Source organism: Pseudoalteromonas sp. SG43-8, assembly GCF_014164245.1.
Taxonomy (GTDB): Bacteria; Pseudomonadota; Gammaproteobacteria; order Enterobacterales; family Alteromonadaceae; genus Pseudoalteromonas; species Pseudoalteromonas distincta.
On sequence record NZ_JACJEX010000001.1, the window covers coordinates 101,840 to 128,686 of the forward strand.

Annotated in this window: 26 protein-coding genes; 9 read left to right on the forward strand and 17 right to left on the reverse strand. The window is 39.9% G+C overall.

The features are described from left to right. Nucleotides 1-23: 23 nt before the first annotated feature. Nucleotides 24-1,643, reverse strand: coding sequence for a M28 family metallopeptidase (locus H5122_RS00480; protein WP_182682062.1), 1,620 nt, complete (start codon nucleotides 1,641-1,643; stop codon nucleotides 24-26). A 404-nt stretch (nucleotides 1,644-2,047) separates the two neighbouring features. After that, the gene (locus H5122_RS00485; protein ID WP_002958513.1) at nucleotides 2,048-2,287 is read right to left on the reverse strand and encodes an RNA-binding protein; all 240 of its coding nucleotides are present in this window, start codon (nucleotides 2,285-2,287) and stop codon (nucleotides 2,048-2,050) included. Between the two features lie 255 nt (nucleotides 2,288-2,542). Between H5122_RS00485 and H5122_RS00490 the strand changes: the two genes are divergently transcribed. Then, entirely contained in the window at nucleotides 2,543-3,829 is a 1,287-nt protein-coding gene (locus H5122_RS00490; RefSeq protein WP_182682064.1) for a VCBS domain-containing protein, read from the forward strand. 78 nt (nucleotides 3,830-3,907) lie between these two features. Here the strand turns inward: H5122_RS00490 and lipA are convergent, their stop codons facing one another. The 13 genes from lipA to leuS form a co-directional block, all read right to left on the reverse strand. Next, nucleotides 3,908-4,873 (reverse strand): lipoyl synthase, encoded by a 966-nt coding sequence (lipA, locus tag H5122_RS00495; RefSeq protein ID WP_002958515.1) that lies wholly within the window; start codon nucleotides 4,871-4,873, stop codon nucleotides 3,908-3,910. Further along, entirely contained in the window at nucleotides 4,870-5,523 is a 654-nt protein-coding gene (gene lipB, locus H5122_RS00500; RefSeq protein ID WP_010554695.1) for a lipoyl(octanoyl) transferase LipB, read from the reverse strand. The genes lipA and lipB overlap by 4 nt, the downstream gene beginning before the upstream one ends. Before the next feature lie 19 nt (nucleotides 5,524-5,542). Further along, entirely contained in the window at nucleotides 5,543-5,821 is a 279-nt protein-coding gene (ybeD, locus tag H5122_RS00505; protein ID WP_002958517.1) for a DUF493 family protein YbeD, read from the reverse strand. A 174-nt stretch (nucleotides 5,822-5,995) separates the two neighbouring features. Further along, on the reverse strand, nucleotides 5,996-7,159 hold the full coding sequence (locus H5122_RS00510; protein ID WP_002958518.1) for a serine hydrolase: 1,164 nt from the start codon (nucleotides 7,157-7,159) through the stop codon (nucleotides 5,996-5,998). Between the two features lie 314 nt (nucleotides 7,160-7,473). Further along, entirely contained in the window at nucleotides 7,474-8,238 is a 765-nt protein-coding gene (locus H5122_RS00515) for a septal ring lytic transglycosylase RlpA family protein (protein WP_182682065.1), read from the reverse strand. After that, entirely contained in the window at nucleotides 8,238-9,344 is a 1,107-nt protein-coding gene (gene rodA, locus H5122_RS00520; protein ID WP_182671323.1) for a rod shape-determining protein RodA, read from the reverse strand. Before rodA ends, H5122_RS00515 begins: the two co-directional genes overlap by 1 nt. Next, the gene (gene mrdA / locus H5122_RS00525; RefSeq protein WP_182682067.1) at nucleotides 9,341-11,209 is read right to left on the reverse strand and encodes a penicillin-binding protein 2; all 1,869 of its coding nucleotides are present in this window, start codon (nucleotides 11,207-11,209) and stop codon (nucleotides 9,341-9,343) included. Before mrdA ends, rodA begins: the two co-directional genes overlap by 4 nt. A gap of 9 nt (nucleotides 11,210-11,218) precedes the next feature. Then, complete coding sequence (rlmH, locus tag H5122_RS00530) at nucleotides 11,219-11,689, reverse strand: 23S rRNA (pseudouridine(1915)-N(3))-methyltransferase RlmH (RefSeq protein WP_002958522.1); 471 nt, start codon at nucleotides 11,687-11,689, stop codon at nucleotides 11,219-11,221. A gap of 37 nt (nucleotides 11,690-11,726) precedes the next feature. Continuing rightward, a complete protein-coding gene (gene rsfS, locus H5122_RS00535) occupies nucleotides 11,727-12,044 on the reverse strand; it encodes a ribosome silencing factor (protein WP_002958523.1) in 318 nt (105 codons plus the stop codon). Nucleotides 12,045-12,099: 55 nt separating this feature from the next. Continuing rightward, the gene (gene nadD, locus H5122_RS00540) at nucleotides 12,100-12,735 is read right to left on the reverse strand and encodes a nicotinate-nucleotide adenylyltransferase (protein ID WP_182682068.1); all 636 of its coding nucleotides are present in this window, start codon (nucleotides 12,733-12,735) and stop codon (nucleotides 12,100-12,102) included. 17 nt (nucleotides 12,736-12,752) lie between these two features. After that, nucleotides 12,753-13,790 carry a DNA polymerase III subunit delta gene (gene holA / locus H5122_RS00545; RefSeq protein ID WP_182682070.1) on the reverse strand — a complete coding sequence of 346 codons (1,038 nt, stop codon included), beginning with the start codon at nucleotides 13,788-13,790 and terminating at the stop codon, nucleotides 12,753-12,755. After that, complete coding sequence (gene lptE / locus H5122_RS00550; protein ID WP_010554703.1) at nucleotides 13,790-14,281, reverse strand: LPS assembly lipoprotein LptE; 492 nt, start codon at nucleotides 14,279-14,281, stop codon at nucleotides 13,790-13,792. Before lptE ends, holA begins: the two co-directional genes overlap by 1 nt. 1 nt (nucleotide 14,282) lies before the next feature. Next, entirely contained in the window at nucleotides 14,283-16,871 is a 2,589-nt protein-coding gene (gene leuS, locus H5122_RS00555) for a leucine--tRNA ligase (protein ID WP_182682071.1), read from the reverse strand. A gap of 175 nt (nucleotides 16,872-17,046) precedes the next feature. Here leuS and H5122_RS00560 point away from each other — a divergent pair, with 175 nt between their 5' ends. From H5122_RS00560 to H5122_RS00575, 4 genes are all read left to right on the forward strand, one after another. Next, the gene (locus H5122_RS00560) at nucleotides 17,047-17,505 is read left to right on the forward strand and encodes a zinc ribbon-containing protein (protein WP_002958528.1); all 459 of its coding nucleotides are present in this window, start codon (nucleotides 17,047-17,049) and stop codon (nucleotides 17,503-17,505) included. Nucleotides 17,506-17,582: 77 nt separating this feature from the next. Then, nucleotides 17,583-20,006 carry a Lon protease family protein gene (locus H5122_RS00565; protein WP_223231687.1) on the forward strand — a complete coding sequence of 808 codons (2,424 nt, stop codon included), beginning with the start codon at nucleotides 17,583-17,585 and terminating at the stop codon, nucleotides 20,004-20,006. Nucleotides 20,007-20,008: 2 nt separating this feature from the next. Beyond that, on the forward strand, nucleotides 20,009-20,485 hold the full coding sequence (locus tag H5122_RS00570; RefSeq protein ID WP_182682072.1) for an FKBP-type peptidyl-prolyl cis-trans isomerase: 477 nt from the start codon (nucleotides 20,009-20,011) through the stop codon (nucleotides 20,483-20,485). 143 nt (nucleotides 20,486-20,628) lie between these two features. Further along, nucleotides 20,629-21,165 carry a hypothetical protein gene (locus H5122_RS00575; RefSeq protein WP_182682074.1) on the forward strand — a complete coding sequence of 179 codons (537 nt, stop codon included), beginning with the start codon at nucleotides 20,629-20,631 and terminating at the stop codon, nucleotides 21,163-21,165. 21 nt (nucleotides 21,166-21,186) lie between these two features. On the opposite strand, the gene H5122_RS00580 is transcribed toward H5122_RS00575, so the two are convergent. Beyond that, nucleotides 21,187-21,711: a CIA30 family protein gene (locus H5122_RS00580; protein ID WP_182682076.1), complete on the reverse strand. Its 525-nt coding sequence runs from the start codon at nucleotides 21,709-21,711 to the stop codon at nucleotides 21,187-21,189. 67 nt (nucleotides 21,712-21,778) lie between these two features. Further along, complete coding sequence (locus tag H5122_RS00585) at nucleotides 21,779-22,555, reverse strand: hypothetical protein (RefSeq protein ID WP_182682078.1); 777 nt, start codon at nucleotides 22,553-22,555, stop codon at nucleotides 21,779-21,781. A 180-nt stretch (nucleotides 22,556-22,735) separates the two neighbouring features. On the opposite strand from H5122_RS00585, the gene H5122_RS00590 reads away from it, so the two are divergent. The 4 genes from H5122_RS00590 to H5122_RS00605 all read left to right on the forward strand — a co-directional run bounded on the left by H5122_RS00590 (nucleotide 22,736) and on the right by H5122_RS00605 (nucleotide 26,401). Then, nucleotides 22,736-23,821, forward strand: a complete 1,086-nt coding sequence (locus H5122_RS00590) for an alkene reductase (protein ID WP_138489391.1) — start codon at nucleotides 22,736-22,738, stop codon at nucleotides 23,819-23,821. Nucleotides 23,822-23,973: 152 nt separating this feature from the next. Then, on the forward strand, nucleotides 23,974-24,984 hold the full coding sequence (locus H5122_RS00595) for an RDD family protein (protein WP_182682079.1): 1,011 nt from the start codon (nucleotides 23,974-23,976) through the stop codon (nucleotides 24,982-24,984). 29 nt (nucleotides 24,985-25,013) lie between these two features. Beyond that, a complete protein-coding gene (locus H5122_RS00600) occupies nucleotides 25,014-25,862 on the forward strand; it encodes an alpha/beta hydrolase (RefSeq protein WP_182682081.1) in 849 nt (282 codons plus the stop codon). An 89-nt stretch (nucleotides 25,863-25,951) separates the two neighbouring features. Beyond that, complete coding sequence (locus H5122_RS00605) at nucleotides 25,952-26,401, forward strand: ATPase (protein WP_182671335.1); 450 nt, start codon at nucleotides 25,952-25,954, stop codon at nucleotides 26,399-26,401. The last annotated feature ends 446 nt before the right edge of the window (nucleotides 26,402-26,847 follow it).

Below are 26,847 nucleotides of genomic sequence, written 5' to 3' on the forward strand. Positions count from 1 at the left end.
TTTAATAACTATTTAATAGCTATTTATTGCTTATCTTGCGCGCGTTTGGCTTTAAAGTCAGACTCGCTCGTCCATGTTGGCCAATCGCCATTATTTGCAAGCTGTGTGGCTATATCAACAATAAGATCTATATCTTGCTTAACACCACCTAACGACCAATCAGCTGAGTAGTCGTCTGCTTCTTTATGGTATTTATGCGCAATGTACTCAGGGTCGGTATCGCCCAGACTCATAAATAATAAACTAGGCACGCCTTGCTTAGAAAGCAAGAAATGATCAGATCTAAAAAACAAGCCATTTTGCGGGCGAGGATCCATTTTAACAACACGGCCTTGTGATTTTGCAGCCTTTGCTAAATAGTTTTCCATTGTCGATAAATCTTTACCGTATTGTAAAATGTAGTCAGTGCCATCAAGCACGTTCATGCCATCAATATTTAATAAACCGACCATTTGTTTTGTAGGTACAACCGCACCCGATGCAAATTCTTCAGAACCAATTAACCCCGTTTCTTCTGCTGTAAAGTTAGCAAAAATAATTGAGCGTTTAAATGGTTTTTGCTTGTTCATTTCGCTCATTATACGTGCTATTTCAAGCGTGGCTGCAGTGCCTGAAGCGTTATCTACCGCGCCGTTATAAATCTTAGGGCCGGTATCAGTTTGTTTAGTACCAAAGTGGTCCCAGTGAGCGCTGATAACAACGTATTCGTCAGGTGATTCGCTACCTGTAATTTGTGCAACTACGTTATGCGATTTGGCATGTGATACTTCGTTTTTAAAGGCAAGGTTTGCTTTTAAGTTAAGTGGCGTCGCTTTAAAGTCATTATTTAATGCTGCTTGTTTTAAATCTTGATAGTTAAGCTTTGCGGCGTTAAACATTTTCTCAGTCGCATCAAGTGTTAGCCAGCCCATAACCGGTAATTTAGACGCGTTTAAATTGTTATCCATTAACGTGTATTTAGTGCCGGTGTTTGAACTTTCAACTACGCCCCAAGGATATGCCGCAGGTGCTGTTTCATGAACAATAAATACAGCCTTTGCACCTTGGCGAGCGGCTTCTTCATATTTATAAGTCCAACGACCGTAGTAGGTCATTGCATTACCAGTAAAAAGGGCGTCGTTTTGAGTAGCAAAGCCTGGATCGTTAACTAGCACAACCACAGTTTTACCAGTTACATCGATATTTTTATAGTCATTCCAGTTATATTCTGGTGCATTAATACCATAGCCAACAAATACAACGTCAGAATTGCGTACATCAATTAATGGCTGAAGTTGCTCGGTACGTGCGGTAAAGTCTTTACCTGATTCAAAGCTTAAATCACCTACCTTTAACTGCATATCCTGATTAGCTGTCACCATTGCCATTTTTACAGGCTGTAAGTATTTACCTTTATAAGCACCGGTTAAACCCAGCGCTTTATATTGCTCGCTTAAGTAGCCTACGGTTTTTACTTCACCATGAGTAAGCGGGCCTCGGCCTTCAAAGTCATCAGAGGCTAGCGTTTTAATATGCTGTTTAATATTGCTAAGGCTTACACCTGCTGTATTTTCTAATGGAGTTTGTTCGCTTGCAGGCTCTGAGCAGCCAAAGAGTGCAACTAGCAAGCTCAGGCTAGCGCTTTTTAAAAGAGTAGATGCCATAGTCTTCATATTGTTATTTAATTAGGCTTTCAATATAAAGGAAGCACCGCAGCGATGTCGAATTTTTATAGAGAACTTTTCATTCAATTGCAGATTGATTTTATAAAGTGTATAAATAACGAACAACCTAAAGGAGCATATAATGGGCCAATGTAAAAAAAGTGGGTATTTATTTATAGCTAGTGGCATTGCATTTTTTGCTGCTGCAATATTAGCTGAGCAGGAGACATTTTTTGTGCTGTCTGCTTCTTTTATAATACTGGGCACTATAAGTATAAAAAAGCGGTTTAATAACCGCTTAGTTTTTTTAGCTAAATATAAAGCTTAAATACAATACTTAATACTTGGCACTAAAAGCAAAAAACCAGCATTAGCTGGTTTTTTTGCATAGGTTGCAGCTAGCTTTATGCGTCTGCAAGTTTTACGCGGATCTTACTTTTATCAACAGTAGATTGGTTAAGTGCAGTAATTGCGCTTTTACTTTCTATGTCGTTTGGCATTTCTACAAAGGCAAAACCTTTAGATTGGCCAGTTTCTTTATCAAGTACCAAGTTACAGGTAGTCACTTTACCGTGCTCTGCAAATAAAGTACGAAGCTCATGCTCAGTGGTAGCACGAGACAAGTTACGAACTAATAGTTTCATAATGAACCTAAATAATTATGTCAGTATTAATTATCTCAAGTAACTCAGGTTTAACCTAATTTTATTTTAAAACAAATATAAATAAACACTCTATAGAAATAATTTTTTGTATCACTATGAAAATAATAGATTTTATAATTAAATTTAAAATATCAGTAAATTGGTAATGTTAATTGGTAATTGAATTGTGGTTATTTGTACAATAAATTGGTAAATTCATATTTAATTAACTTACTATTAACCGCAGAACTACTCATGTCTAAATATACCCTTAAACCCTGTAATACAGTTACAGCTATACTTCTATCTTGTTTAGTTACTGGTTGTGGCAGCTCAGGCTCTGATCCTACGGTGCAAAATAATGAAGCGATTTCTTCACAAACTCCTGCAACAATTGCTGGTAACACTCTAGGTGAAGTTATTAGCGATAGTAATGATGCAATAACAGGCTCGTTAACTATTACGGATCAACAATCAGGTGAAGCTGCTTTTGTAGCACAAGAAAATAGCGCTACAAGCTATGGTTTTTTTAGCTTAAATGCTGGTGGAGATTGGTCATACACACTTGACGATTTAAACGCTTCAATAACATCTTTAAGTGAAAGTGAAACACTACAAGATACAATAACAGTAAACTCTGTAGATGGTACCAGCGCACAAATTATCATAACAATTGTAGGTGCACCAATAGCTCAAGCTGATGGCTTTGAGAAAATATCACACGTTTTATTGCGATCAGATGGCGTTAATTCGGGGCTTGGCGCATACACGCTTATTGAAAATACCTTCGGCGAAGGGTCAATTGAATCTCCAGACTTATATGGTGGCAATCATGAAAGTGTTGTCCATATTATTGAAGATACCGATACGATAATTGGTAACCATTTTGTCTTTTTAGCTCACCGAGATGATGACCAAGATAAAGACAAAGGCGTAAGTGATAGACAACGTAACGAAATAAAAACCTACGATAAATCACCACAAGAAACACTGGCGTTTGAGGGTGAGACATTTCAATATAGCTGGAAATTTAAAGTAAGCAGCGAGCTTGAGCTTACGAGTAAGTTTAGCCATTTTTTTCAAATAAAAGCCCGTAACGAAAGTAACGACAACACCAATGGTAATGACGATCAGCCTATTATTACGCTCTCGGGTGCGCAAAAAAATAGTACAGGTAACCAGCTGCAAGTGCGATATAGTGCAGGCTTTGACGAAAACGGTATCAGCACAGGGCTTGATAAAAACCTCATTGAAACCGACTGGTCACTCATTACAGATGAATGGGTCGAGGTATTTGTACAAGCTACATTTAGTGAAAATGGCAAGTTTGATATGACGTTAACGCGCTTAAGCGATAATGCAGAGATATTTAATATAAGCGAGCAAAACATAGATATGTGGCGCGGCTTTAGTGATGCTGATTTTGCTCGTCCTAAGTGGGGAATATACCGCTCAATTGTTGAAACCAACAGCCTTCGCGCTGATGAAGAACGTGTTAGGTTTGCTGATTTTTCTATTACAAAAGGTAAGATAGCGCAGTAGCTATTTTATCAATTAGCATGAAAAAGCCGTTAATGATTATGCATCATTAACGGCTTTTTTAATTTTTTGAGAAAGTGATTACTTCACTTCTTTACCCGCTGCTTGTTGATCAGCATGGTAGCTTGAACGTACAAACGGGCCAGAAGCCGCGTGAGTAAAGCCAATTTCGTCTGCATACGCTTTTAAGCCGTCAAACTCTACTGGTGGCACGTAGCGCTTAACCGGTAAGTGATGCTTAGAAGGTTGTAGGTATTGGCCTACAGTTAGCATGTCAACGTTGTGAGCACGTAAATCGCGAAGCACTTCTTCAATTTCGCTAATTTCTTCACCTAAACCAACCATTAAACCTGATTTAGTTTTTACTTCTGGGTGAGCTTCTTTAAAGCGACGAAGTAACTCTAATGACCATTTATAGTCAGCACCTGGACGAGCTAGTTTGTATAAACGTGGCGCAGTTTCAAGATTGTGGTTAAACACATCTGGTGGCGTCTCGATTAATATCTCTAGTGCGCGGTCCATACGACCACGAAAATCAGGTACTAAAATTTCGATAGTAATAGTTGGATTATGTTTACGAATCTCGCGAATACAATCGGCAAAATGCTGTGCACCACCATCACGTAAATCATCACGATCAACTGAAGTGATTACAACGTAGCTTAGCTTCATATCTTTAATAGTAAGTGCTAGCTTTTCAGGTTCAGTGGCATCAGGTTTTAATGGGCGACCATGTGCAACATCACAAAATGGGCAACGACGAGTACAAATTGCACCTAAAATCATAAAGGTAGCTGTACCGTGGTTAAAACATTCAGATAGGTTAGGGCACGAAGCTTCTTCACATACCGAGTGTAAGCCATGCTTACGTAGCGCTTTTTTAATACCGTCAATACGATCGGTTGATTTAGGTAAGCGAATTTTTAACCATTCTGGCTTACGCAACATTTCAGTTTTTTCTGTAGGTAAAACTTTTACTGGGATCAACGCCATTTTTTCTGCGTCGCGTAGTTTTACACCTGGTTCCATTTTGACTGGTTTATTCATTCGTTTTCAAACCCTTCAGTATGCTTAACCTGTGTTGCATTAAGCTTCTTGATCATGTGTTTCACCAATCCTTCACCCGCACTTTCTAGGTTTTGAGGACCATCTAATTCTTTAGTTTGCACCATATTCATGCCCGCATAACCACATGGGTTAATGCGTAAAAATGGACTTAGGTCCATGTTAACATTTAATGCTAAGCCATGAAACGAGCAACCTCGACGAACCCTTAAACCAAGGGATGCAATTTTACTGTCATTAACGTATACACCTGGTGCATCAGCTTTAGCATAAGCTTCAATACCATACTCGGCGAGTGATTCAATAATGCACTCTTCAAGCCAAGTAACCAGTTCACGTACACCAATCTTTAAACGACGTAGATTAAATAATACATACATCATTTGCTGGCCAGGGCCGTGGTAAGTTACTTGCCCGCCACGGTCAACTTTAATCACCTCAATGTCGCCAGGAGCTAGTAAGTGTTCGTCCTTACCAGCCTGACCTTGGGTGAATACACTCTCGTGCTCTACAAGCCAAATTTCATCTGGCGTATTTTCATCACGGGTGTCGGTAAAGTCCTGCATTTTTTGCCAAATTGGCATATACCGCTGACGACCCAGTTGGCGTACGATCAAAGTGTTTTCGTTCACAACAAATCTCAACTATGGATTAAAGCATGTGGCGTACGTCATCAATATTGCTGATCACGTTGTAAATTTCTTCAATGTGTTTGCCACTAGTAACTGTTGCTACAAGGCTTACTGACTCGTAATTACCTTTGCTGCTTGGTTTTACTTTAGGGGCGTAATCGCCAGGTGCTATTGGTTGTAACTTAGCTAAAATTTGATCAGTTAAGTTTACGTTAGCTAAACCCATTATTCTGAATGTAAATGGGCAAGGGTACTCTAGGTACTCATCAAATTTAGTATCTTTAACAGGTTGAACCACGACGGTGACTCCTCATACAAAAGTGTGGACTCTATGCAAGCTTGAAGCTTAATACAGATAGGCAATTAGCAGTCTTGCTTATATGGGGCGTATTCTAACATTTTTCAAGCAAAAAAAAACGCCTCACAGTGGAGACGTTTAAATTAGTTACCTAGTTAATAGGGGAGATATAAATTACTGCATGATCTGTAAGCGTAAGTAATCATAAATTTTGCTAAAGAAGCTGCCTTCTTCCACTTCTTCAAGTGTAACTAGTGGGTATTGAGCAATATCTTCGCCCTCTAGTTGTAAGAATAACGTACCTACTTTAGTACCTTTAGCAAGTGGTGCTTCAAGCGTATTATCTAGCTCAAAGTTAGCTTTAAGGTTTTTATGCTGACCACGTGGGATAGTAATTGGTGTATCTTCTAAAATACCTAAAGATACGTTCTCTTTGTTACCCATCCAAATACGTTGTTCTGCAAAGCTATCGCCTGCTTTGTACGGAGTAATTGTTTCATAAAAACGAAAACCATAGTTAAGTAGCTTTTTACTTTCTACTTTACGAGCTCGTTCGCTTGAGGTACCCATAACAACAGCAATTAAACGCATATCGTTTTTAGTTGCTGAGGTAACTAGGCTGTAACCAGCTTCTGATGTATGCCCTGTTTTAATGCCGTCAACATCTAAGCTTTCATCCCATAATAATGAGTTACGGTTATATTGCTTAATGCCGTTGTAAGTAAACGATTTTTGCTTATAAAGTGCATATTCATCTGGCACATCACGAATAAGAGCAGCACCAAGTGTCGCCATATCGCGTGGAGTTGTGAAGTGCTCGTCAGTATCAAGGCCGTGGCTGTTGATAAAGTGACTGTTGCTCATACCTAATTTAGCAGCATGGGCATTCATTAAATCAGCAAATGCACTTTCGCTTCCAGCAATATGCTCAGCCATTGCTACACATGCATCATTACCTGATTGAATAATAATACCGTGGTTAAGCTCATCAACACTAATTTGTTTACCTACTTCAATAAACATCTTTGAAGATTCTGGAAAGTTTTTAGCCCATGCTTTTTCGCTTACCGTTACCATATCGGTAGTGGCAATATTACCTGCTTTAATTTCAGTACCAATTACATAACTGGTCATCATTTTAGTTAAACTTGCAGGTGCTAGCTGTGTATCGGCTTCACCTTCAGCAATAACTTTACCTGTTGTAAAGTCGACTAAAAAATAACCTTTCGCATTAACTTGAGGTGGTGCCGGAATAATTTGGGCGCTGGCTGAGAATACGGCGGCTGTACAAACTAGGCCGCATACACCTTTGAGGATTTTATGTTTAATAGATTTCATCATACTCATTAATGGTTAAAGTTAAAGATTCGCGTTACGCCATTCTATACCCAAACTACCCCGAGATGCGAGTTTCAGTTGGAGTTAAAAACGATTTAGGCAAGGCATTGATTGCAAATAATAGTTACTCTATTGTTCAAATCAATAACGCAGTATAAATCGTTTTTAAACCAACCCTTAGGGCGTTTCACTGGAGCTTACTCTCTGTGTTGTTACTTTTTAAAAGGGATTACCATTTCTACAAAGTAACGCCTAGATATTAAGCCCCAGTGCAACGCTGAATTCTGCATCCTGGGGTAGTTTGGGTATTAGTCTTACTGAGTGTAAAGCAAGAACGCGTTTTGAAATTGATTTTCTTTTAATTTTTTTAATACTTCGTTTGCATGAGGGGTATCTTTTATTGGCCCTAAATGCAGTCTGTAAATATCGTCTTTTTGCACAATATTTGTTGGTAATTTGTATTGCTCTCGCAATGTGCTGGCAAGTGCTTCAATATTAGCAAGTGTACTACCTGCAGCTACCTGAATATAGGTTTGACGCGCAGTTGCGCCCGCAAGCGTAACGGCCTCTAGCTTAACCTTTGCTGTACCATGGGTGTAGTAGCCAAGCTTATAAGCGGCTGCGTACGAAAGATCAATTATTCTATCGTCATGAAACGGGCCACGGTCGTTCACGCGTACTATTACCGACTTACCATTTGCTGTATTGGTTACTCTAACAAAGCTAGGTAGGGGGAGCGTTTTATGCGCTGCGGTCATCGCAAACATATCATACGTTTCACCATTTGAGGTGTGATAACCATGAAATTTACGACCATACCAAGAGGCAATGCCTTCCTCACTATAACCCGTCTCATCAAGCATGGGCGAATAGCTTTTACCAAGCACTGTGTATGGGCGGCTAGCGCTAGCGCTTTTAGTGGTTTCAGTAACTATAGCGTCTTGCATCTCAAGTGTAGTTGGGGCTCTTAATGGCGCTGCATCATGACGCATACTATAACGGCTACTAGAACCGCTACTACAAGCACTTAAAAGCAAAATTAATAACGTGGTAAATATAAGCTGATTTGTATGTCGCATTATTTTAAAAGCATCCTTTTATCTGTCGCGATTGACATAATAATGCCAAATCCTGCCATTAACGTCACCATCGATGTACCACCATAACTAATCAGTGGTAAAGGTACGCCTACAACAGGTAATAAACCCGATACCATGCCTATGTTTACGAATACATATACAAAAAAGGTGAGGGTGAGTGCGCCTGCGAGCAATTTACCAAATGCATCTTGTGCATTAACAGCAATGTATAAACCACGACCAATAATAAATAAGTACAGGCTAAGTAAAACACATACGCCGAATAAGCCAAATTCTTCGCTTAAAACCGAAAATATAAAGTCGGTGTGGCGCTCTGGCAAAAACTCTAATTGCGATTGTGTACCAAGCAACCAGCCTTTACCTTCTATGCCGCCTGATCCAATAGCAATTTTCGATTGAATAATATGATAACCCGAACCAAGCGGATCGCTCTCAGGATCTAAAAAGGTGAGTACACGTTGTTTTTGATAATCGTGCATACCGTAGTGCCAAAATGGCCATGCAGCAAGCGCTACAATCGAGCTTAAAAAGCCTATTAAACGCCAACTCAACCCAGACAAAAATAATACAAATATACCTGAGCTTGCAATAAGTATAGCGGTACCTAAGTCGGGTTGTTCTTTAATTAATAATGTAGGGAGCATTACAATCATAAAACCAATAATTAAATGTAGCGGGCGAGGTGGTAAGTGGTTTCTACCTATATACCAAGCTACCATCATCGGGACAGCCAACTTCATTAATTCTGCAGGTTGAAATCGTGTCACCCCTAAATTGAGCCAACGCTGCGCGCCTTTTGAGCTTACACCAAATAAAAGTACACCGACTAGCATTAATAACCCAACACAATAAAGTGGGATCACTAACCGCTTTAACGTGGCAGGCGAAAACTGGGCTAAAACAATCATAGCAACAACCGCACCGCCCATGCGGGTCATGTGCCTAATCATCATAGAAGACTCTTGCCCGCTTGCACTGTAAACAACCATTATGCTGCCAGCCATCATTATAAGTAGTGCAATAAGCAGCGGTAGGTCTAGGTGCATACGCATCCAAATAGAGCGTTTATCGTGCAAAGCGGTCATGGTGTCTCGTTCCTTGCAAGATTAACAGGATTGGCTGCAAAGTAGTAATCCATAAGTTGGCGAGCTATTTGAATGCCGCCGTGGTTGTTTTCTAACACAACAGAAACCACAATTTTAGGATCGCTATAAGGTGCAAAGCCTACATAAATTGTATTATCGCGTTGGCGCTCTTTAAGAGATTCTGCATCGTAGCGTTCACCTTGGGCAATACTAACTACTTGCGCGGTACCGGTTTTACCAGCCGAGTCGTAGTTAGTCCCTTTAAATGCTTTGTGGGCTGTGCCTGATATTTTTTGTACTGTATTATGCATTGCATCTAACGATACTTGCCAATGGCGCGGATCTTTTAAAATAACTGGGGGTTTTTCTTCGTTGTTAATTTGCGTTATGTCGTTATCTTTTTTTATCACTTGCACCAAATGAGGGGGGTGATTAATACCACGATTAACTAATATGTTAGTTGCATTTGCAATTTGAATAGGTGTGGCAGTCCAATAACCTTGGCCAATGCCTACAGAAATTGTGTCACCAGGCCACCAAGACTCTTTAAAGCGTCCTTCTTTCCATTCTTTTGAAGGTAGAATAGCAGTAGTTTCTTCGTGAATATCAATACCTGACAAATCACCGTAGCCAAAACGGGCCATAAAATCGCTTATTTTAGTAATGCCTAATCGATAAGCCGCATCGTAAAAATAGGTATCACACGACTCTTCAATGGCTTTGTATACATCTACATGACCATGGCCCCAACGTTTCCAATCTCGCCATTTATGCTCTACGTTTCGTATTTCAAAAAAGCCTGGATCCCACATTGATGTTGTTTCATTTACTATATTTTCTTCAAGCGCTAATACAGCCATTAATGGCTTTACAGTAGAGGCCGGCGCATAACGACCTTGCGTAGTACGGTTTATTAATGGCCGGTCTTGGTTAAGCAGCGCTTTATAATTTTTGCTGCTAATGCCGTGTACAAATAAGTTTGGATCGTAACTTGGGTTTGAATAAAGTGCCAGCACGCCGCCATCTTTGGCGTCCATAACTACAACAGCGCCGCGCATATCTTTAAGCGCGTGTTGTGCTATTTGTTGCAAGCCAACGTCTAAAGTAAGTACTAAGTCGCTACCAGGTTGCGGTTGGGTCATGCTCAGGGTGCGTATTACACGGCCACGGTTATTAACTTCTACCCGTTGTGAGCCTACTTTACCGTGCAGTGTTTCTTCGTAATATTTTTCTATGCCGAGTTTGCCAATATCATGTGTGGCGCGGTAATTGGTTGCACGGTCTTCTTGTCCTAATTGGTTTAGCTCTTTTCTATTAAGCTTGGCAACGTAACCGAGCGCATGCGTTAGTGTGTCGCCAAATGGGTAGTAGCGTGCAAGGCGTGCCTCAATGCTAAAACCAGGGAATTTATGTTGATTAACCGAAAATTTCGCCACTTCTGTTTCGTCTAAGCGGGCTTTTAATACTTGTGATTTAAAACGACGGGTGTGTTTTATATCTTTTAAAAAGTCTTGTTTGTCTTGCTCTGTAATCGCAATTATTTTACTTATTTGATCAAGCGATTCGTCAAGGTCGTCTACCTCTTCGGGGATGACCTCAAGGTTGTAAACAGGTTTGTTTTCAGCAAGTAGCACACCGTTACGGTCGTAAATTAAACCACGGTTGGGTGCAATAGGAATAACTTTAATACGATTATCGTTGGAGCGGGTTTGGTAGTCTTGGTGATCTTCGACCTGAATAGTATAAAGATTAGAAAGCAATACTGCGACTAATCCTAATACAAAAACAAAACCCACGAATGCTCGCCTAGCAAATAAGTTTGCTTCTGCGGAGTGGTCACGAATAGTGGGTCTATGTTTTAGCATGGCAAGGGGTTACTCGCGATGATAAGGATGGTTGTTATTTAAGCTCCAGCCTCGGTAAAGGCTCTCTGCAACAATTATACGCACCAAAGGATGCGGCAATGTTAAATTAGATAACGACCATTTTTGCTCAGACGCTGCAATACACTCTGGAGCAAGTCCTTCAGGTCCGCCAATAAGTAAACTTACATCGCGGCCATCGAGTTGCCATTTTTCCATATTTTTAGCAAGTTGGTGAGTATCGAGTGCTTTCCCTGTTACCTCTAACGTTACAATACGATTGCCTTTTGGAATAGCCGCTAATGTTTTTTCACCTTCAATGTGTAAAATACGCTTTATATCTGCATTTTTACCACGTTTACCGGCTGGAATTTCGATTAACTCTAGCGCCATATCTTTAGGGAAACGGCGCTGATATTCTGCAAATCCCGTTTCTACCCATGCTGGCATTTTAGTACCAACAGCAATCATTTGTATTTTCACGTATTACTTCCAAGCATTGTCTAAAATGAGTGAGCGTTTAGCCCCACAGTTTTTCTAGATCGTAATAGCTACGTGCTTCGTTTTGCATCACGTGTACAACCACATCACCTAAATCAACCAGTGCCCATTCGCCGTCGCCTTCACCTTCATAACCTAGTGGCTCTGAATCTGCATGACGCGCTTCTTTTGCTAAGTGATCGGCAATTGACTGTACGTGGCGTTTAGAAGTACCAGAACAAATTACCATGTAATCTGTAATATCTGATGTTTCAGTTACGTCAATATGAACGATGTCACGCGCTTTCATATCGTCAATTTTATCCATTGCAAAGGCGAGTAGTTGTTTTGAATCCAAGGTTTTGTCTCAATTTAAAAATTTAATGGCGCGCATTTTAACACGCTAGGAGTTTTTAAGCATCAATTTGATAGAGCTGATGCACTTCTATGTAATGACTCACTGCGTCGGGCAATAGTTCATTCTTTTTATTACTTTTTTTTAGCTGCTTGCGAATTGTACTTGAGGCCGCATCGAGCATTTCGCCGGGTAAAAAATAAAGTTTACCTGCAAGTGAGTGTTTTAGTGCCGCGACTTCGCTGGCATTTGCGCGTTGCATATAGCTTTTGAGCTCACCTTTTACAATGCAATGTTGAGCAGGGCGCTGGTACACCACAATATGGCAAAGCTGTGTTATTGCCTTCCACTCAAACCACTTATCGAGATTGTTAAATGAGTCCATACCAATTAAAAATAAAATAGGTGTAGTGGGGTGCTCTTTACGAAGTTCTTGCAAACTAAGTAGTGAATACGATGGACCAGCTCGGTTAAGCTCTCTTAAATCGAGTTCAAAATGAGGATAAGGTGCAATGGCTGCGTTTAACATATTAATACGGTGCTGCGTACTAATTCCCGGCGCTGCTTTATGTGCAGGGAGTGCACATGGCATAAAATAAAGCGTAACTAAATTAAACGCATTAACGCATTGCTGCGCCATATTTAGATGGCCTAAATGGACGGGGTCGAAAGTGCCACCAAAAATTGCGATCATTTAACACCCATTATTTATTAATTAACCGCGTGGCACGGCATAGGAATGTTGAGCGGCTGGCAAAATTTAATACAAATATGAGCAAGCGCTTGGTAAGGTGCAATTAAATTACCTTGCTTGTAACTGGCATCAAACAACGCAACATCACTATTTATTTGTTCTAGTGTGTGCATATTTAAACGGTTAATAGCATTTTGAACTGGACCTTGTTGGTTTTTCCAAATTGCTTTTTGTTTAAATAAATTAGCAATAGGTTCGCCATTTAATAAACCAAGTTGCACACTTATAAGTGTATTAAGCTCTTTGGTTATAGCCCACAAAATACTCACCACTTCGGTGTTATCGCTGGCAAGTTTGTTTAGTACTTTTATAGCTTGTTTAGCGTGGCCATTTAATAGTGCATCGCTTAAATCAAAAATATCAAACTTGGCTTGATTTAACAGCCCTTGCATAACTAGTTGCTGAGTAATTAATGCATTGCCGTGTAGTAGTGAGAGCTTTTCAAGCTCCTGAAAACAGGCTAATAAGTTGCCTTCAGTGGCATTTATTAAGCTTACTTTGGCGTCGCTTTGCATATTAAGTGATAAACGTTGGCATTGCTCATCAAGCCATCGTTTTACATGAGAGCCAGTAAGTGGGTAGCAAGGTACAAATACGCCTTGCTTATCAAGAGCTTTAAACCATGCACCACGTTGTACTTCTTGACTGGCTTTAGCGCCTTTAACAATTAAAATAGTATCGGGATTAACCAGCTCAACTACTTTTTTAAAGGTATTGCTGCCAATAACGCCTGGCTTTTGTTGGTTTAAATCAAGCTCAATAATAGTGCGGGCGCTAAACAGCGACATACTCTGATACTGGGCTATGATTTCTTGCCAATCGAATCCTTGCATTAAAGTAAACTTAATTACTTCATCAAAACCTTGTTGCTTAGCACAGTCGCGAATTTGTTGCACGCACTGCGCTTCTTGAAAAGGCTCTTCACCAAATACTAAATAAAAGGGCTTTAGCCCTTTATTTAATTCACTCGGTAGTTGATTAGCGTAGCAGCGCATTATAGTTGCGACAGCTCTCTAACAATACGACGACTGGCTTGCTCACGAATCTCGCTAATGAGTAGCTCAAGCTCTTTTGCTTTAGCTAATGCATGATCAGGATCGTCTTGGTAATTACGATAAAGCTCAAAGCGTTTTTCTATCGCTTTTTCGCCTGGGCGTTTAACTACATACGACACGCCATAAGCAAGTTCGTATTCAGCAACCTGACCATTTTGAAACAGCGAAAGTGTTTGGCGTTCAATGCTTTCTTTGCGTAAATACAATTGGGCTTTATCTTTAGCTGACGATACAAGCTCTACGTTACTCGCTTTAAGCTCTTTTTTAAGCTCAGTAAATAAAGTCGATTTTTCATCATCGCCTACAAGTGTTAGCTGTTTTAAGTTATCAGGCAAGCTAGAGGCTTTTTTTAAATGAAAGCCACAGCTTGATAACAAAAAACAGACTAGCACTAAGGCTAGTCCATTTTTAATGGCGTTAAATGCAGCCATATTAGTTAGCTACCACGTTAAGTAGTTTACCTGGTACGTAAATGATTTTACGAATAGTTGCGCCATCCGTAAATTTAGTTACGTTAGATTCTGCAAACGCAAGGGCTTCTACTTGCTCTTGAGTGGCATCAGCTGCCACTGTTAACTTAGCGCGAAGCTTGCCGTTTACTTGGACAATAATTAACTTTTCGTCTTCAACAAGTGCCGACTCATCAACTTTTGGCCATGCTGCATCTAAAATCTCGCCTTCTTTACCAAGCTCTTTCCAAAGCTCATGTGATAAATGCGGAGTAATAGGTGCAAGCATAATAACTAATGCTTCAAGTGCTTCGTTAGCAATCGCTACATCTTGTTTGTCGCTCAGTGGTGCTTTTAATAACTTATTAGAAAGCTCCATAATGGCTGCAATAGCGGTGTTAAAGGTTTGACGACGTTCAACATCATCAGTCACTTTAGCAATTGCTTTGTGTAAGTCACGACGTAGTACTTTTTGCGGGTTAGTGAGCGCTGATTTATCAAGTGCTTGGTAACCTACTGTTTTAACATCTACTGCGTATTTCCATACACGTTTTAAGAAGCGATGTGCGCCTTCAACACCTGAGTCTGACCATTCAAGCGTTTGCTCTGGTGGTGCTGTAAACATCATAAATAAACGCACTGTATCTGCACCGTATTGGGCAATTACTTGTTGTGGGTCTATACCGTTGTTTTTAGACTTCGACATTTTACTCATGCCAGATGAGAATACCGGCTCACCATCTTCTTTATGCCATGCTTTAGTTACGCGGCCTTTGTCATCGGTTTCGGTATTTACATCGCTTGGCGAAATCCATACATCGCCGCCTTTTTCATCTTTACGATAAAATGTTTCAGCAAGTACCATACCTTGACAAAGTAAGCGGTCGAACGGCTCGTCTGAATTTACTAAACCAAAGTCACGTAATAATTTATGGAAAAATCGCGAGTACAATAAGTGTAAAATAGCGTGCTCAATACCACCAATGTATTGGTTTACTGGTAACCAATAGTTAGCAGCCGCTGGATCTAGCATGCCTTCGTCGTAGCGTGGGCTACAGTAGCGTGCGTAGTACCAAGATGATTCCATAAAGGTGTCAAACGTGTCAGTTTCGTGAAACGCAGGTGCGCCATTTACTGTTGTTTTAGCCCATTCTGGGTCTGCTTTAAGAGGTGACGTTACACCGTTCATTACCACATCTTCTGGTAAGCGAACTGGTAGCATATCTTCTGTTGCTGCAAGTTCTTTGCCTTCTTCGTCGCTAAGCATTGGGATTGGAGAACCCCAATAACGCTGACGGCTCACACCCCAGTCACGTAGACGGAAGTTTACTTTACGCTCCCCAACACCGAGTGCTTCAAGCTTGTCGGCAATAGCTTTAAACGCAGCGTCAAAATCAAGACCGTCAAATTCACCTGAATTTACAAGTACACCTTTGTCGGTAAATGCTTCTTGCTCAAGGTTTACTTCAAGATCTGAGCCTTCAACCGGTGCAATTACTTGTTTAATATCAAGGCCGTAAGCCGTTGCAAATTCAAAATCGCGTTGGTCGTGTGCAGGTACCGCCATAACAGCGCCTGAGCCGTAATGCATTAATACAAAGTTAGCGACCCAAATTGGTACTTGCTCGCCCGTTAATGGGTGAGTTGCGTAAAAGCCTGTTGCTATGCCTTTTTTCTCCATTGTTGCCATGTCTGCTTCGGCAATTTTGGTGTTTTTGCATTCTTCAACAAACATTGCAACAGCATCGCTATTTTTAGCGGCTTCTTGTGCAATAGGGTGACCACCGGCAACAGCAACATACGTAACACCCATAAAGGTGTCTGGACGAGTTGTATATACGCTAAAAGTTTCGTCGTTATCGGTGCGTTTAAATTCAATATCACACCCTTCAGAGCGGCCAATCCAGTTGCGCTGCATTGTTTTAACTTGCTCTGGCCAGTCTTCTAACTTGTCTAAATCGTCAAGTAGCTCTTGTGCGTAGTCGGTAATTTTAATAAACCACTGTGGAATTTCTTTTTGCTCAACCACTGCACCAGAGCGCCATCCGCGGCCATCTATTACTTGCTCGTTAGCAAGTACAGTTTGATCCACTGGATCCCAGTTAACCGTCGACATTTTTTTATACACTAAGCCTTTTTCGTAAAGCTTAGTGAAAAACCACTGCTCCCACTTGTAGTATTCTGGATGACACGTCGCAATTTCGCGATCCCAGTCATAACCAAAGCCTAATTGCTTAAGTTGGTTACGCATGTAATCAATATTTTCGTATGTCCACTTAGCAGGAGCTGTTTTGTTTTTAATAGCAGCGTTTTCTGCAGGTAAACCAAACGCATCCCAACCCATAGGTTGCATTACGTTTTTGCCTTGCAGACGCTGGAAACGAGAAACAACATCACCAATGGTGTAGTTACGTACATGACCCATATGCAGTCGACCACTCGGATAAGGAAACATAGAAAGGCAATAATACTTTTCTTTGCTCTCATCTTCAGTGACTTTAAATACCTGGTTTTCTTCCCAGTAGCTTTGTACTTTTGACTCTATATCTTGCGGGTTATATTGCTCTTGCATCTATGGTTCCAGACTTCTTGCAAACTAATAAAAAATTGCCATTAGGATACCCCAAATAAAGTGCTATTCACAGCGTCAAAAACGCGGTTTTGATAAATTCTAACCTTCAGTTCAGGTTAACCTATACTTATCTAAGTTATAGGGTGATTTAACAGCAATTTTGAAGGAGTAAAAAATGGCAGATTATAAAGCATGGCTTGGCGATTTAACCAAATGGCTAAAAGATGTAAAAGATCATGAAGTAAAAGACGCAGTTACTCGATTTGTTGAATCTGAGCAGGCACTTAAAGATTTAGGGCAAGAAAGATACGCTTTATATAAAAGTTATTTACAGCGCGATATAGAACATGTCCAAGAAAACGAATCGCACTATAATTCGCTTGCATGGCAAGAGCTTAAAGAATCATTATGGTTTGAGCTTTCGCACATAGAAGATAAAACTCAGCTTGAGTGGCAATCTCTTAGTCAAGATTTTAAGCACAATGGTGTGTATCACGCAGGCGAATGGATAGCCATGGGCACATTAGTATGTAAGAATTGCACTCATAGTTACGATGTTTATCACGCGACACAAATTACACCGTGTATTGAATGTGATGGAATCTATTTTAGTCGTAAGGCGCTGCACCCTTAAATATAAGTATTAAGTGGCTGCGGGCCACTTAATACGCCCAAAGGCCAGCGAATATGTTGGTAAAAAAAGAAGTTAGAATGACGAAAAAATTGCTGCCACTATCTGTTTCAAAGCTCGCACCGAGTATTTCTACTAATCACGTACATACGTGTATGAGCAATCCATACCCCGAGCAACTAACATTTATAGGCCAACAACGCGCCCAAAGTGCCTTAGATTTCTCTTTAGGGATGGAACTGCCGGGTTATAACGTTTATGTAATGGGCGAGGCTGCCCATGGGCGCTTTACGCTTGTTAAAGATAAACTTAAGCAACATGCAAAAGACCGCCCAACCCCAAACGAATGGTTATACGTAAATAATTACGATGACCACAGAGAGCCTATTGCGCTGTTTATGCATGCAGGGCAAAGCAAGCAACTTAGTGACGACATAGATTCATTTTTAGATGAAGTACTCGACACATTTCCTGCTGCATTTGATAACCCAGGATATCAACGCAAAAAAAAATCAATCGACCGTGAATTTAACGATGCCTACGACAGCGCTATTACCGCAGTAGAAATTGCGGCATTTGAGCAAAGTGTTGCATTAGTCGAAGAAAAAAATTCAGTTGGGTTTGCACCGCTTGTAGATGGTAAACAATTAAGCGATAGCGAATTTGGCGAACTTGAAGAAACGTTACGCGAAGAGTTTTTTGAAAAAATTGAAAAGCTAGAAGATGCATTAATAGAAGCGTTAATTGAGCTGCCACGCTGGAAGCGCGAATCAAAAGAAAAACAGCGTAATCTTAAAAAGTCGACTGCAGAGCAGGCCACAAAACCGCTTTTAAAAGACTTAGAACATAAATATGCAACTCATATTGGTGTACTGCGTTATTTAAAAGATATACGCGTTGAAATTATAGACGCGGTACTTGAATGGCTCGATGACGAAGACGAAAGCGAAGAAAGCAAAGAAGACTTTGATCGTAAAGGCATGCTTACCGACTTTTTTGCACCTAATATTTTAGTTGAGTTTAAAGAAGACGATGCAGCACCCGTGGTTTACGAGCCCAATCCAACATTTGGTAATATATTTGGTAAAATTGAGTATTCCACATCGCAAGGGTCTTTAATTACCAGTTATCGTTCTATTCAGCCAGGAGCATTGCACCGTGCTAATGGCGGTTATTTAATTATGGATGCTGAAAAGGTAATGGCTAACCCTCAAGTGTGGGATGGTTTAAAACTTTCGCTTAAAACGCATCAAATTAAAAACGACTTACCGTATCAAGATAGCTCAGTAGGCAGTAGTTTTACACTTCGCCCGCAGCTTATACCGCTTGACGTGAAAATTATTTTATTAGGCTCGCGCGAACTGTATTACACCATAGGTGAATACGATGAAGAGTTTGCAGAGTTATTTAGAGTATTAGCTGACTTTGATTACTACTTACCAAGTAGCGATAAATTACAGTACCAATTTATAACTAAAGTTACCGAGTACTGCGAGCAAACATTAAAGTGCACTACCACGCAAGCTGCTATGGTGCGTTTACTTAAGTTTAGCTACCGCCAAGCAGAGCATCACAATAAGCTTTCTGCGCGTTTTGCTGATGTACTTGAATTAGTTGCAGAGGCAAGTTACTACGCAAAACAAGATAAATTAACTGTTATAGATGCGCATCATATTGATGAAGCCATTGAAGGTAAGCAATACCGTACCGGCCAAATTAGTGAAAACATGTTAAGCGATATAAAAGAAGGTCATACACTTATTGCAACCGACGGCCAAGCCATTGGTAAAGTAAATGGCTTAACCGTATTACACATTGGCGATACCTCTTTTGGTACCCCTGCGCGTATTACGGCAACGGTTTATGCTGGCGCCGATGGCGTAATAGATGTTGAACGTGAAGCCGAGCTTGGTAAAGCAATTCACTCAAAAGGGGTAATGCTACTTACCGGTTATTTAGGTAATAAATACGCACAGCACTTTAGCTTAACGCTTAGCGCTAATATCGCTATTGAGCAAAGCTACGGTTATATAGATGGCGATAGTGCATCTTTGGCAGAGTTGTGTGCGCTTATTTCGTCTATTACAAGCCTACCTATTAGCCAATCAATTGCACTTACAGGCTCTATTAACCAACATGGTGATGTACAGGCTATTGGTGGCGTAAACGAAAAAATAGAAGGCTTTTTCAAACTGTGTAAAATGCGTGGCTTAACAGGTTCGCAAGGCGTTATCATTCCTAAATCAAACCAAGTTAACTTAGTGCTTGATGACGAAATACTTAATGCGGTTGAAGCGGGTAAATTTAATATTTACGCAGTTGAAACCGTAGACCAAGCGCTTAACCTGTTAATGGATATAGAAGCTGGCGATATTATTGATGACCAGTATCCAGAAAACTCAGTAAACGGAATTGCGCTTGCTCGCCTTAAAGAAATTGCCGACATAGTAAATGGCGATAACGATGACGAAAAAGACGAAGAACTAGATAACGAAAAAGGTTAATAATGATCAATATAATTTTGGCGGTGGTTATCGCCATTTTTTGTTTTTTAATATTTCAAAATAGTAAAAAAGCAAAACAACAAGCAGGCATAAATGCACAAATAGGGGCAGATTACTTAGCCGCTAACGCAAAAGTAGAAGGTGTAGTAGAAACAGCTTCTGGCTTGCAGTACAAAATAGTACACAAAGGTGAGAGTGAAAACACATCAAGCCCAACAAGTATGGTTAACGTGCATTACCACGGCACACTAATCGACGGCACGGTGTTTGACAGCTCAGTAGAGCGTAAAACACCGATTAGCTTTGGCTTGCACCAAGTGATTAAAGGCTGGACTGAGGGCTTACAACTGATGAGCCCAGGCGATAAATACATTTTTTATGTACCGCACCAACTTGCCTACGGTGAAAAGCGAGTAGGGAGTATTCCTCCTGCTTCAGTACTTATTTTTGAAGTAGAGTTACTGGCTATTGAGTCGTAATTTTATTTGAAGTAATAAACTACTAAGGCCCTACTTTAATAAAGTGGGGCTTTTTGCTTTTAGCTAACAATAAAATTTACTCAAGGATTTTAATACGAGGTCGATACCCATAATAGTTACAAAGCTATTTTAGGGATAAAATAATGAAGATTTTAGCGGCTCCCATTGCATACCAAGTACACAGCTCAAATACTCAAACTTTAGCGCAATTAGATAAACTACCTGTTGAAAAAGCGAGTGAAGAAAAGAGCGAGGAAGAAAATGAGGAAGAGCCAAAATATGTGTTATCAAAGTTTCTAGATACCAAAGCCGAAGAGTATAGTGAAGATAACGCTACATTTGGCAATCAATATAAAAACCTAGAAAAAGTATACAAGCACTTTACTGGGCGAGTTATTGCGCTGCAAGAGCAAATTAATAAACTTAAACAAAGCCCCGTACAGCGAAGTTTAACCATCGATAGCAGCGCCAATGAGCTAAATAAAAGTGATGCAAATTCAGTTTTAGATGCAGAGCACCTAGGTTCTAAAAAATATAAAAATACGCAACAGCAAGATCAAATAGATATGTTAGAGCTGCAATTAGGGGAGTTAAAATTAGAGCAAGCGGCAATAAAGCAACAAATGGTTGAACTGGTTATTAGTGAACTAAAGAGGCGGGGCGACGACTATACTATTTAGCGCCACCAACAGGCTGGTGGGTTAGCTTTTAAACTCAATTTTACTCACTTCAAGTTTAAATTGACCTTCTTGCTTGCCTGCAATCATAAAACCTAGCTGTTTTATATCATCAAAATCAATAATAGGTTGTTGCTCAAGCACTCGTCCGCGATACGTTAAAGTAAAATCACTCGGAGCAAAGTTTATATCTACCCATTCATTTTTTACAGTTTTAAATGAGTGGGTGTACGCTGCGCCATCAAGGTAATTGGTTGTTCTGAGCCTGAGCTGATAGGTTTGTCCATCGCCTTTAACACGCAGTGCTATAGCTTTAGTGTTTTGGCTTTGTGTATTTAGCTCTGTACGTATTGATGCAAAACCGCCGTTATTATCAAGCGAAACATTGCCTGTAAAAAGCAAACTTTCTTGAGTTTGTGTTACTTGGCTATTAGATACACCGCCCATTACTGAGTCGTTAATAACGTACCAGCGCTGGTTTGCATTAGCTTGTGCACTTACAACTAATAAATTAAATACAAAAAGTGAGGATAGTTGTTTGGTGATCATGGCTTACTCCTAATTACTTTAAGCTTGTCAATACGGATAAACATATTATTTGTTCACTTATTTAAAGCTAATTATTTTTACGGCTCCATTTTTTCATGATTTTTTCAAACCTAATTTCTTTATCAGTTTTATCCTCAGGGCAGGGTTTACCGCTACCTTGAGGCATGCCATTACTACCAAATACGGTTGAAGTATCAATTAAATAGCATTTACCGTTAAATTTTTCTAATCGTCGTGTGCCAGTTGTATTTTGGCTAATAACTTCTGAATTATCAGATTTTACTGGCGTTTTAATTGTGGGCTTATTGTTTATCTCATCATTTTCAGGGTTTTTATCTTCACCAAAGGAGACCATTTTTTTATGAGTCATATTATTTACAGGAGAGCCAAATAGCGGCGCGTATGGATTTAGCTTTTTAAATGTTTGAGAAGCTTTTGTTGTAGGCTCTGAAGGCGCGGCTAACTGGGGTTCAACAGGTTTTACAGGGGCTTTTTTAAGCTCTGTTTGTGCCTTTGGTAACGTGATGGTTTTGGCTTGCGTTTTTTTAGTTACCCTTACTTTGGCTTTTGTAGAATCTTTTTTTATAGGTGTAGTGTTAGAGGTCACTGAATTTGGTGCATCAGTTTTAGTGTTTACAGTTTTTATGTCAGGCGCATTGGTTGTTGTAACAACTGAGCTTGGCTTAGGTAGGCTTGCTAAATTAACCGTAACATAGGCCAGTATTATTGCGTTTTTTTCCTGTTTTGGCGGCGCAACTTTAATAGATTGCGAAAACAAAAAGTACAACACAATAGCGTGTATACACAACGAGATAATCCACGGCCATGCATTCCCTTTATTCACATCAAACCCTCGACTTAATAGTGCTGTTAAGAGTCAATTAAATACATTTAGTTCACCTAAAGTTAATGTGTTTTACTTTGTGGCTTTATTGCAGATACAACAAAACTATTTTGCAGTTTTTGTTGTTTTTGCATGTGCTTGGTTACGTTATTATGAGCGCAATCAAACTTAGGAGGCATTATGACATTACTTTTTGAACCAATAGAACTTGCAGGTAAAACATTAAAAAACCGTATTGTTATGCCCCCAATGACTCGCTCGCGTTCAACGCAGCCTGGCGATATAGCTAACGACTTAATGGCAACATATTACGCACAGCGCGCAAGTGCCGGACTAATTGTAAGCGAAGGCACACAAATTAGTGAGCTTGGTAAAGGTTACGCTTGGACTCCGGGTATTTATTCAAATGAGCAAGTTGCAGGCTGGAGTAAAGTAACAAGCGCAGTACATAGCGCTGGTGGAGTGATGTTTGCTCAGCTTTGGCATGTTGGCCGTGTTACCCACAGTGACAACACTGGTGGCGTGCAGCCTATTTCTGCATCGGCCATTGCCGCAAAAGACGTAAAAGTATTTGTAGATACAAACGGCGCACCGGGGTTTGTAGATACCCAACTCCCACGCGAAATGAGCAAACAAGATATTACGCATGTCATAGGCGAATTTCGCCAAGCAGCTAAAAATGCAGTTAATGCAGGGTTTGATGGCATAGAGCTTCATGCTGCAAATGGTTACCTTATTAATCAATTTTTAGACTCAGAGTCAAATGCTCGCACCGATGAATATGGTGGCAGTGTGCAAAACCGCATACGCTTTTTAATTGAAGTGGTAGATGCTGTTAGTGACGAAATTGGTAGCAGTAAAGTAGGCGTAAGACTTGCCCCGTTAACAACCCTTAATGGCACAGTAGACGAAAACCCTGAGGAAACTTACTTAGCGGTTTCTGAGGCATTAAATAAAGCCGGTGTAGGTTACATGCATATAGCCGAAGCCGATTGGGATGACGCACCTTTAATGAGTGTTGAGTTTAAAAAATCGATTCGCAAAGCCTACAGTGGAGTATTAATTTACGCAGGTAAGTACACCAAAGAGCGCGCAGACAAAGCACTTAGCGAAGGCTGGGCCGACATGATTGGCTTTGGTCGCCCGTTTGTATCAAACCCAGACTTACCAGCACGTTTAAAGCAAGGCAAGCCTCTTAACAGCCACAACCCCGACACCTTATTTGGTGGCGCAGAACAAGGCTATACCGATTATCCAACGGTATAATTGCTAGTAAGTAATTAACATTGAGTAAAAACATGAAGGGCTGCATTTTATGCAGCCCTTTTTTGTGCATTGATTCTAATAGCTTTACCTTGAGCAAAAAATAAAAAACGCGTAAGTTAACCGGGTTACCTATTTTAATAACAAGAAAATAAATGAAAGCCACAGAAATAGAACAATTAGAATTATCAAATTCTGAAACCCGAGAAGTTATTACACCCTACGCTTTTAAAATTGACAGCGCTTTACTGGGCTTGCCTTTAGCTACACCTATTCAGCGTGCATTAGCGATTATTATTGATGTTGCACTGATATTTTTAGCAGCCAAACTCAGCGCTGCTTTAATAGCGTTTGTCGCTGCAATGGCCTTTTATAAAGGCACTGCACAGCAATACCTTCCAAAAATGTCGAATGTTTGGCGAAGAATCTTAAAAATAACGGCAGCAAGTATTTTATTTGTAAGCGCACTGACTGTGCTTTCAATTGGCATTGATTACCTAGAAGACGATAACACTGATCAAGGTTTAGCTGTTCAGGGCGTAAAAATACAAGATGAAATACAGCTTACCGCCACAGAAAAGCAACGGGTAAATACTTATTTAGCGCAAACAGCTGATGAAAGCTGTGAGCAACCTTGCCAACAAAACGCGTTTGATAATTTAATTGGGCAAGTTCCCAAATTAGCAGAAATGGACGACCTACAAAGCCCACAACTTGCTACCGTACTTTTACAACTATTAGTGCTCAGTGAAAATAACGAAATAAAGCCTACACAGTTAATAGAAGAAAAACCTGCACAAACAAGCACAAATAGTATTTTGCAGTGGAGCAAAGGCATTATTCAAGACTTGGGCTTAGGTTTTGGCTGGGCTGCTGTTTACTTTACGTTGTTCTCGTTACTTTGGCGCGGCCAAACGCCGGGTAAAAAGGTTTGTAATATCCGTGTTGTCGCTCTAAGCGGTGAGCCATTAGGTTTATTAGATTGTTTTGGTCGCTACGGCGGCTACGGTGCAGGCTTTGCAACGGGCTTATTGGGCTTTTTACAGATATATTGGGACCCAAACAGGCAAGCCATTCAAGATAAAATATCAGCGACGGTGGTTATTAAAGGTAACTTGAATCAAGTTGTAAATGTGGAAACGGTAGAAGAGACTGTAAAAAGTTAAGTTTGCTCTTATTAATTACAAGGATGGTTATGAAAGCTTTATTAATGGCGTTTAGTTATCTGTATTTTATTACAGCTTCGTATGCGTCAGAAAATATTGTGTTAGCAGAAACACATCAGCTTAAGTCTATTATTTTAGGTGAGCAGCGCAGTTATAGTGTTTATTTACCGCCAAGCTACAAGCAAAACCTCGAACGAGTATATCCTGTTATTTACCTGCTTGATGGCGACCCAACCCATTTAAAAGCCTTAGCGGGGCTTGTTGAAGCACTCAGTACTGAGCTGCTAGAAAAACAAATTCAACAAGCAATTATTGTCGCTGTTCCAAACAGTAAAAATGCGATAAGAGAGCGCGACTTTACCCCTACCAATGTCGATTGGACTTTTAACGGCAAGCTACTCGAAAAATTTGAAAATATTGGCAATGCCGCAAACTACACCGCTTTCTTTGAAAAAGAACTTATTCCCTTCATTAATAAAAATTACCGCACATCAAATAAGCGGGTATTAATTGGGGAATCTTTCGGCGGCTTGTTCGCAAGTTATGTTTTACTTACAAATCACTCTTTATTTACCGATTACTTAATTATTGATGCAACCTACCTTTGGGATAATAATTATCTCAATCGTTATTTTGACGAACAACAACTTATAAATAAGCAGCTTCAAGGCAATGTATATTTTACTTTTGCTAATAATGCAGCTTTTGGTGAAATTGGAGAGGCTAATTATAAATGGGGCTTAGAGCTTGCTCAAAAACTAAAAGCGCACCCGAGTAATAGTTTATATATAAATCAACGTTACTTTGAAGAAGAAACTCATGGCACGGTGGCAGCGCTTAGTTGGTACTATGGTTTAAAAAGCTTATTACAAAAATAAGTTTTAATTTATATACTAGGTTAGTGAAAGGAGTGATTTTGGGTATATTGTTAACGAAATTTAGTAGTGAAAAATTAAAAGGGAATTAAATGAGTAATAATTTTAATGAGGCTATAAAGGGCTTTTTTTGGGGGATAGGGTTTGTAATAGCAACACTCGGTGGTATCAGTGTGTACGCGCTAACAATAGCCGCAGAAGTTGATAGTGGCTTTAAAGAGCAGGTATCAAATAAAGCATTGGAGGGCACTGACGACTTAAAGAGTGATTATAAACTTACCCTTTCTGATATTTTTAAAGAAAATGGGCGAGTAAGAATAACTGCAGAGTTAAAAAATATCACCAATGAAAGCATATATGCAGGTGGTGTTATAGCATCTACATTCGATAAAAACGGAAAGTTTGTTGGTAATTGTTTAGGTAAAAGCGATGACATTTTTATAGAACCAAATAAAAGTAGCTATATTGATATTCATTGTAATCTACTGAGGCCACAGGTGAGTAGAGTGCACTCAGCAAAGCTAAAGTTTAAGTGGTTTTGATAGTTGCTGTAAACTACCCCCATAGAAAGCAAAAAGCATAACGAGTAGTTATGACTAAAAAGTTATTTAGTTGGGAGCGAGGACGCCAATAGTCGGGTTACGATAAAATGTTACTATGCTGTATGCTAACCTCATTTAAATTTGATACTTAATTAAACTCCCGCAAGTAAGTGAAATAAAGTCGCATACCGATAAAGTTAAAGTCGGTCGGCATTTAGGCTCAATCTCAATATTGTATTGATGTATGCCGTTAAAAGTGGTGAGTTTATCTGTGAAAATCCAATTATAAATTACAGTCGAGTTTAACTTTTTAAACCTGATATTGAGCAACACCAAGCATTAAAAATAGAACAAAGCTCGTTATATTTTTAGCATAGGATAGATTAAAAAGTAAATTTGCGTAGGTTGGGTAGAGCGAAGCGAAACCTAACAATAAACACTTTTTT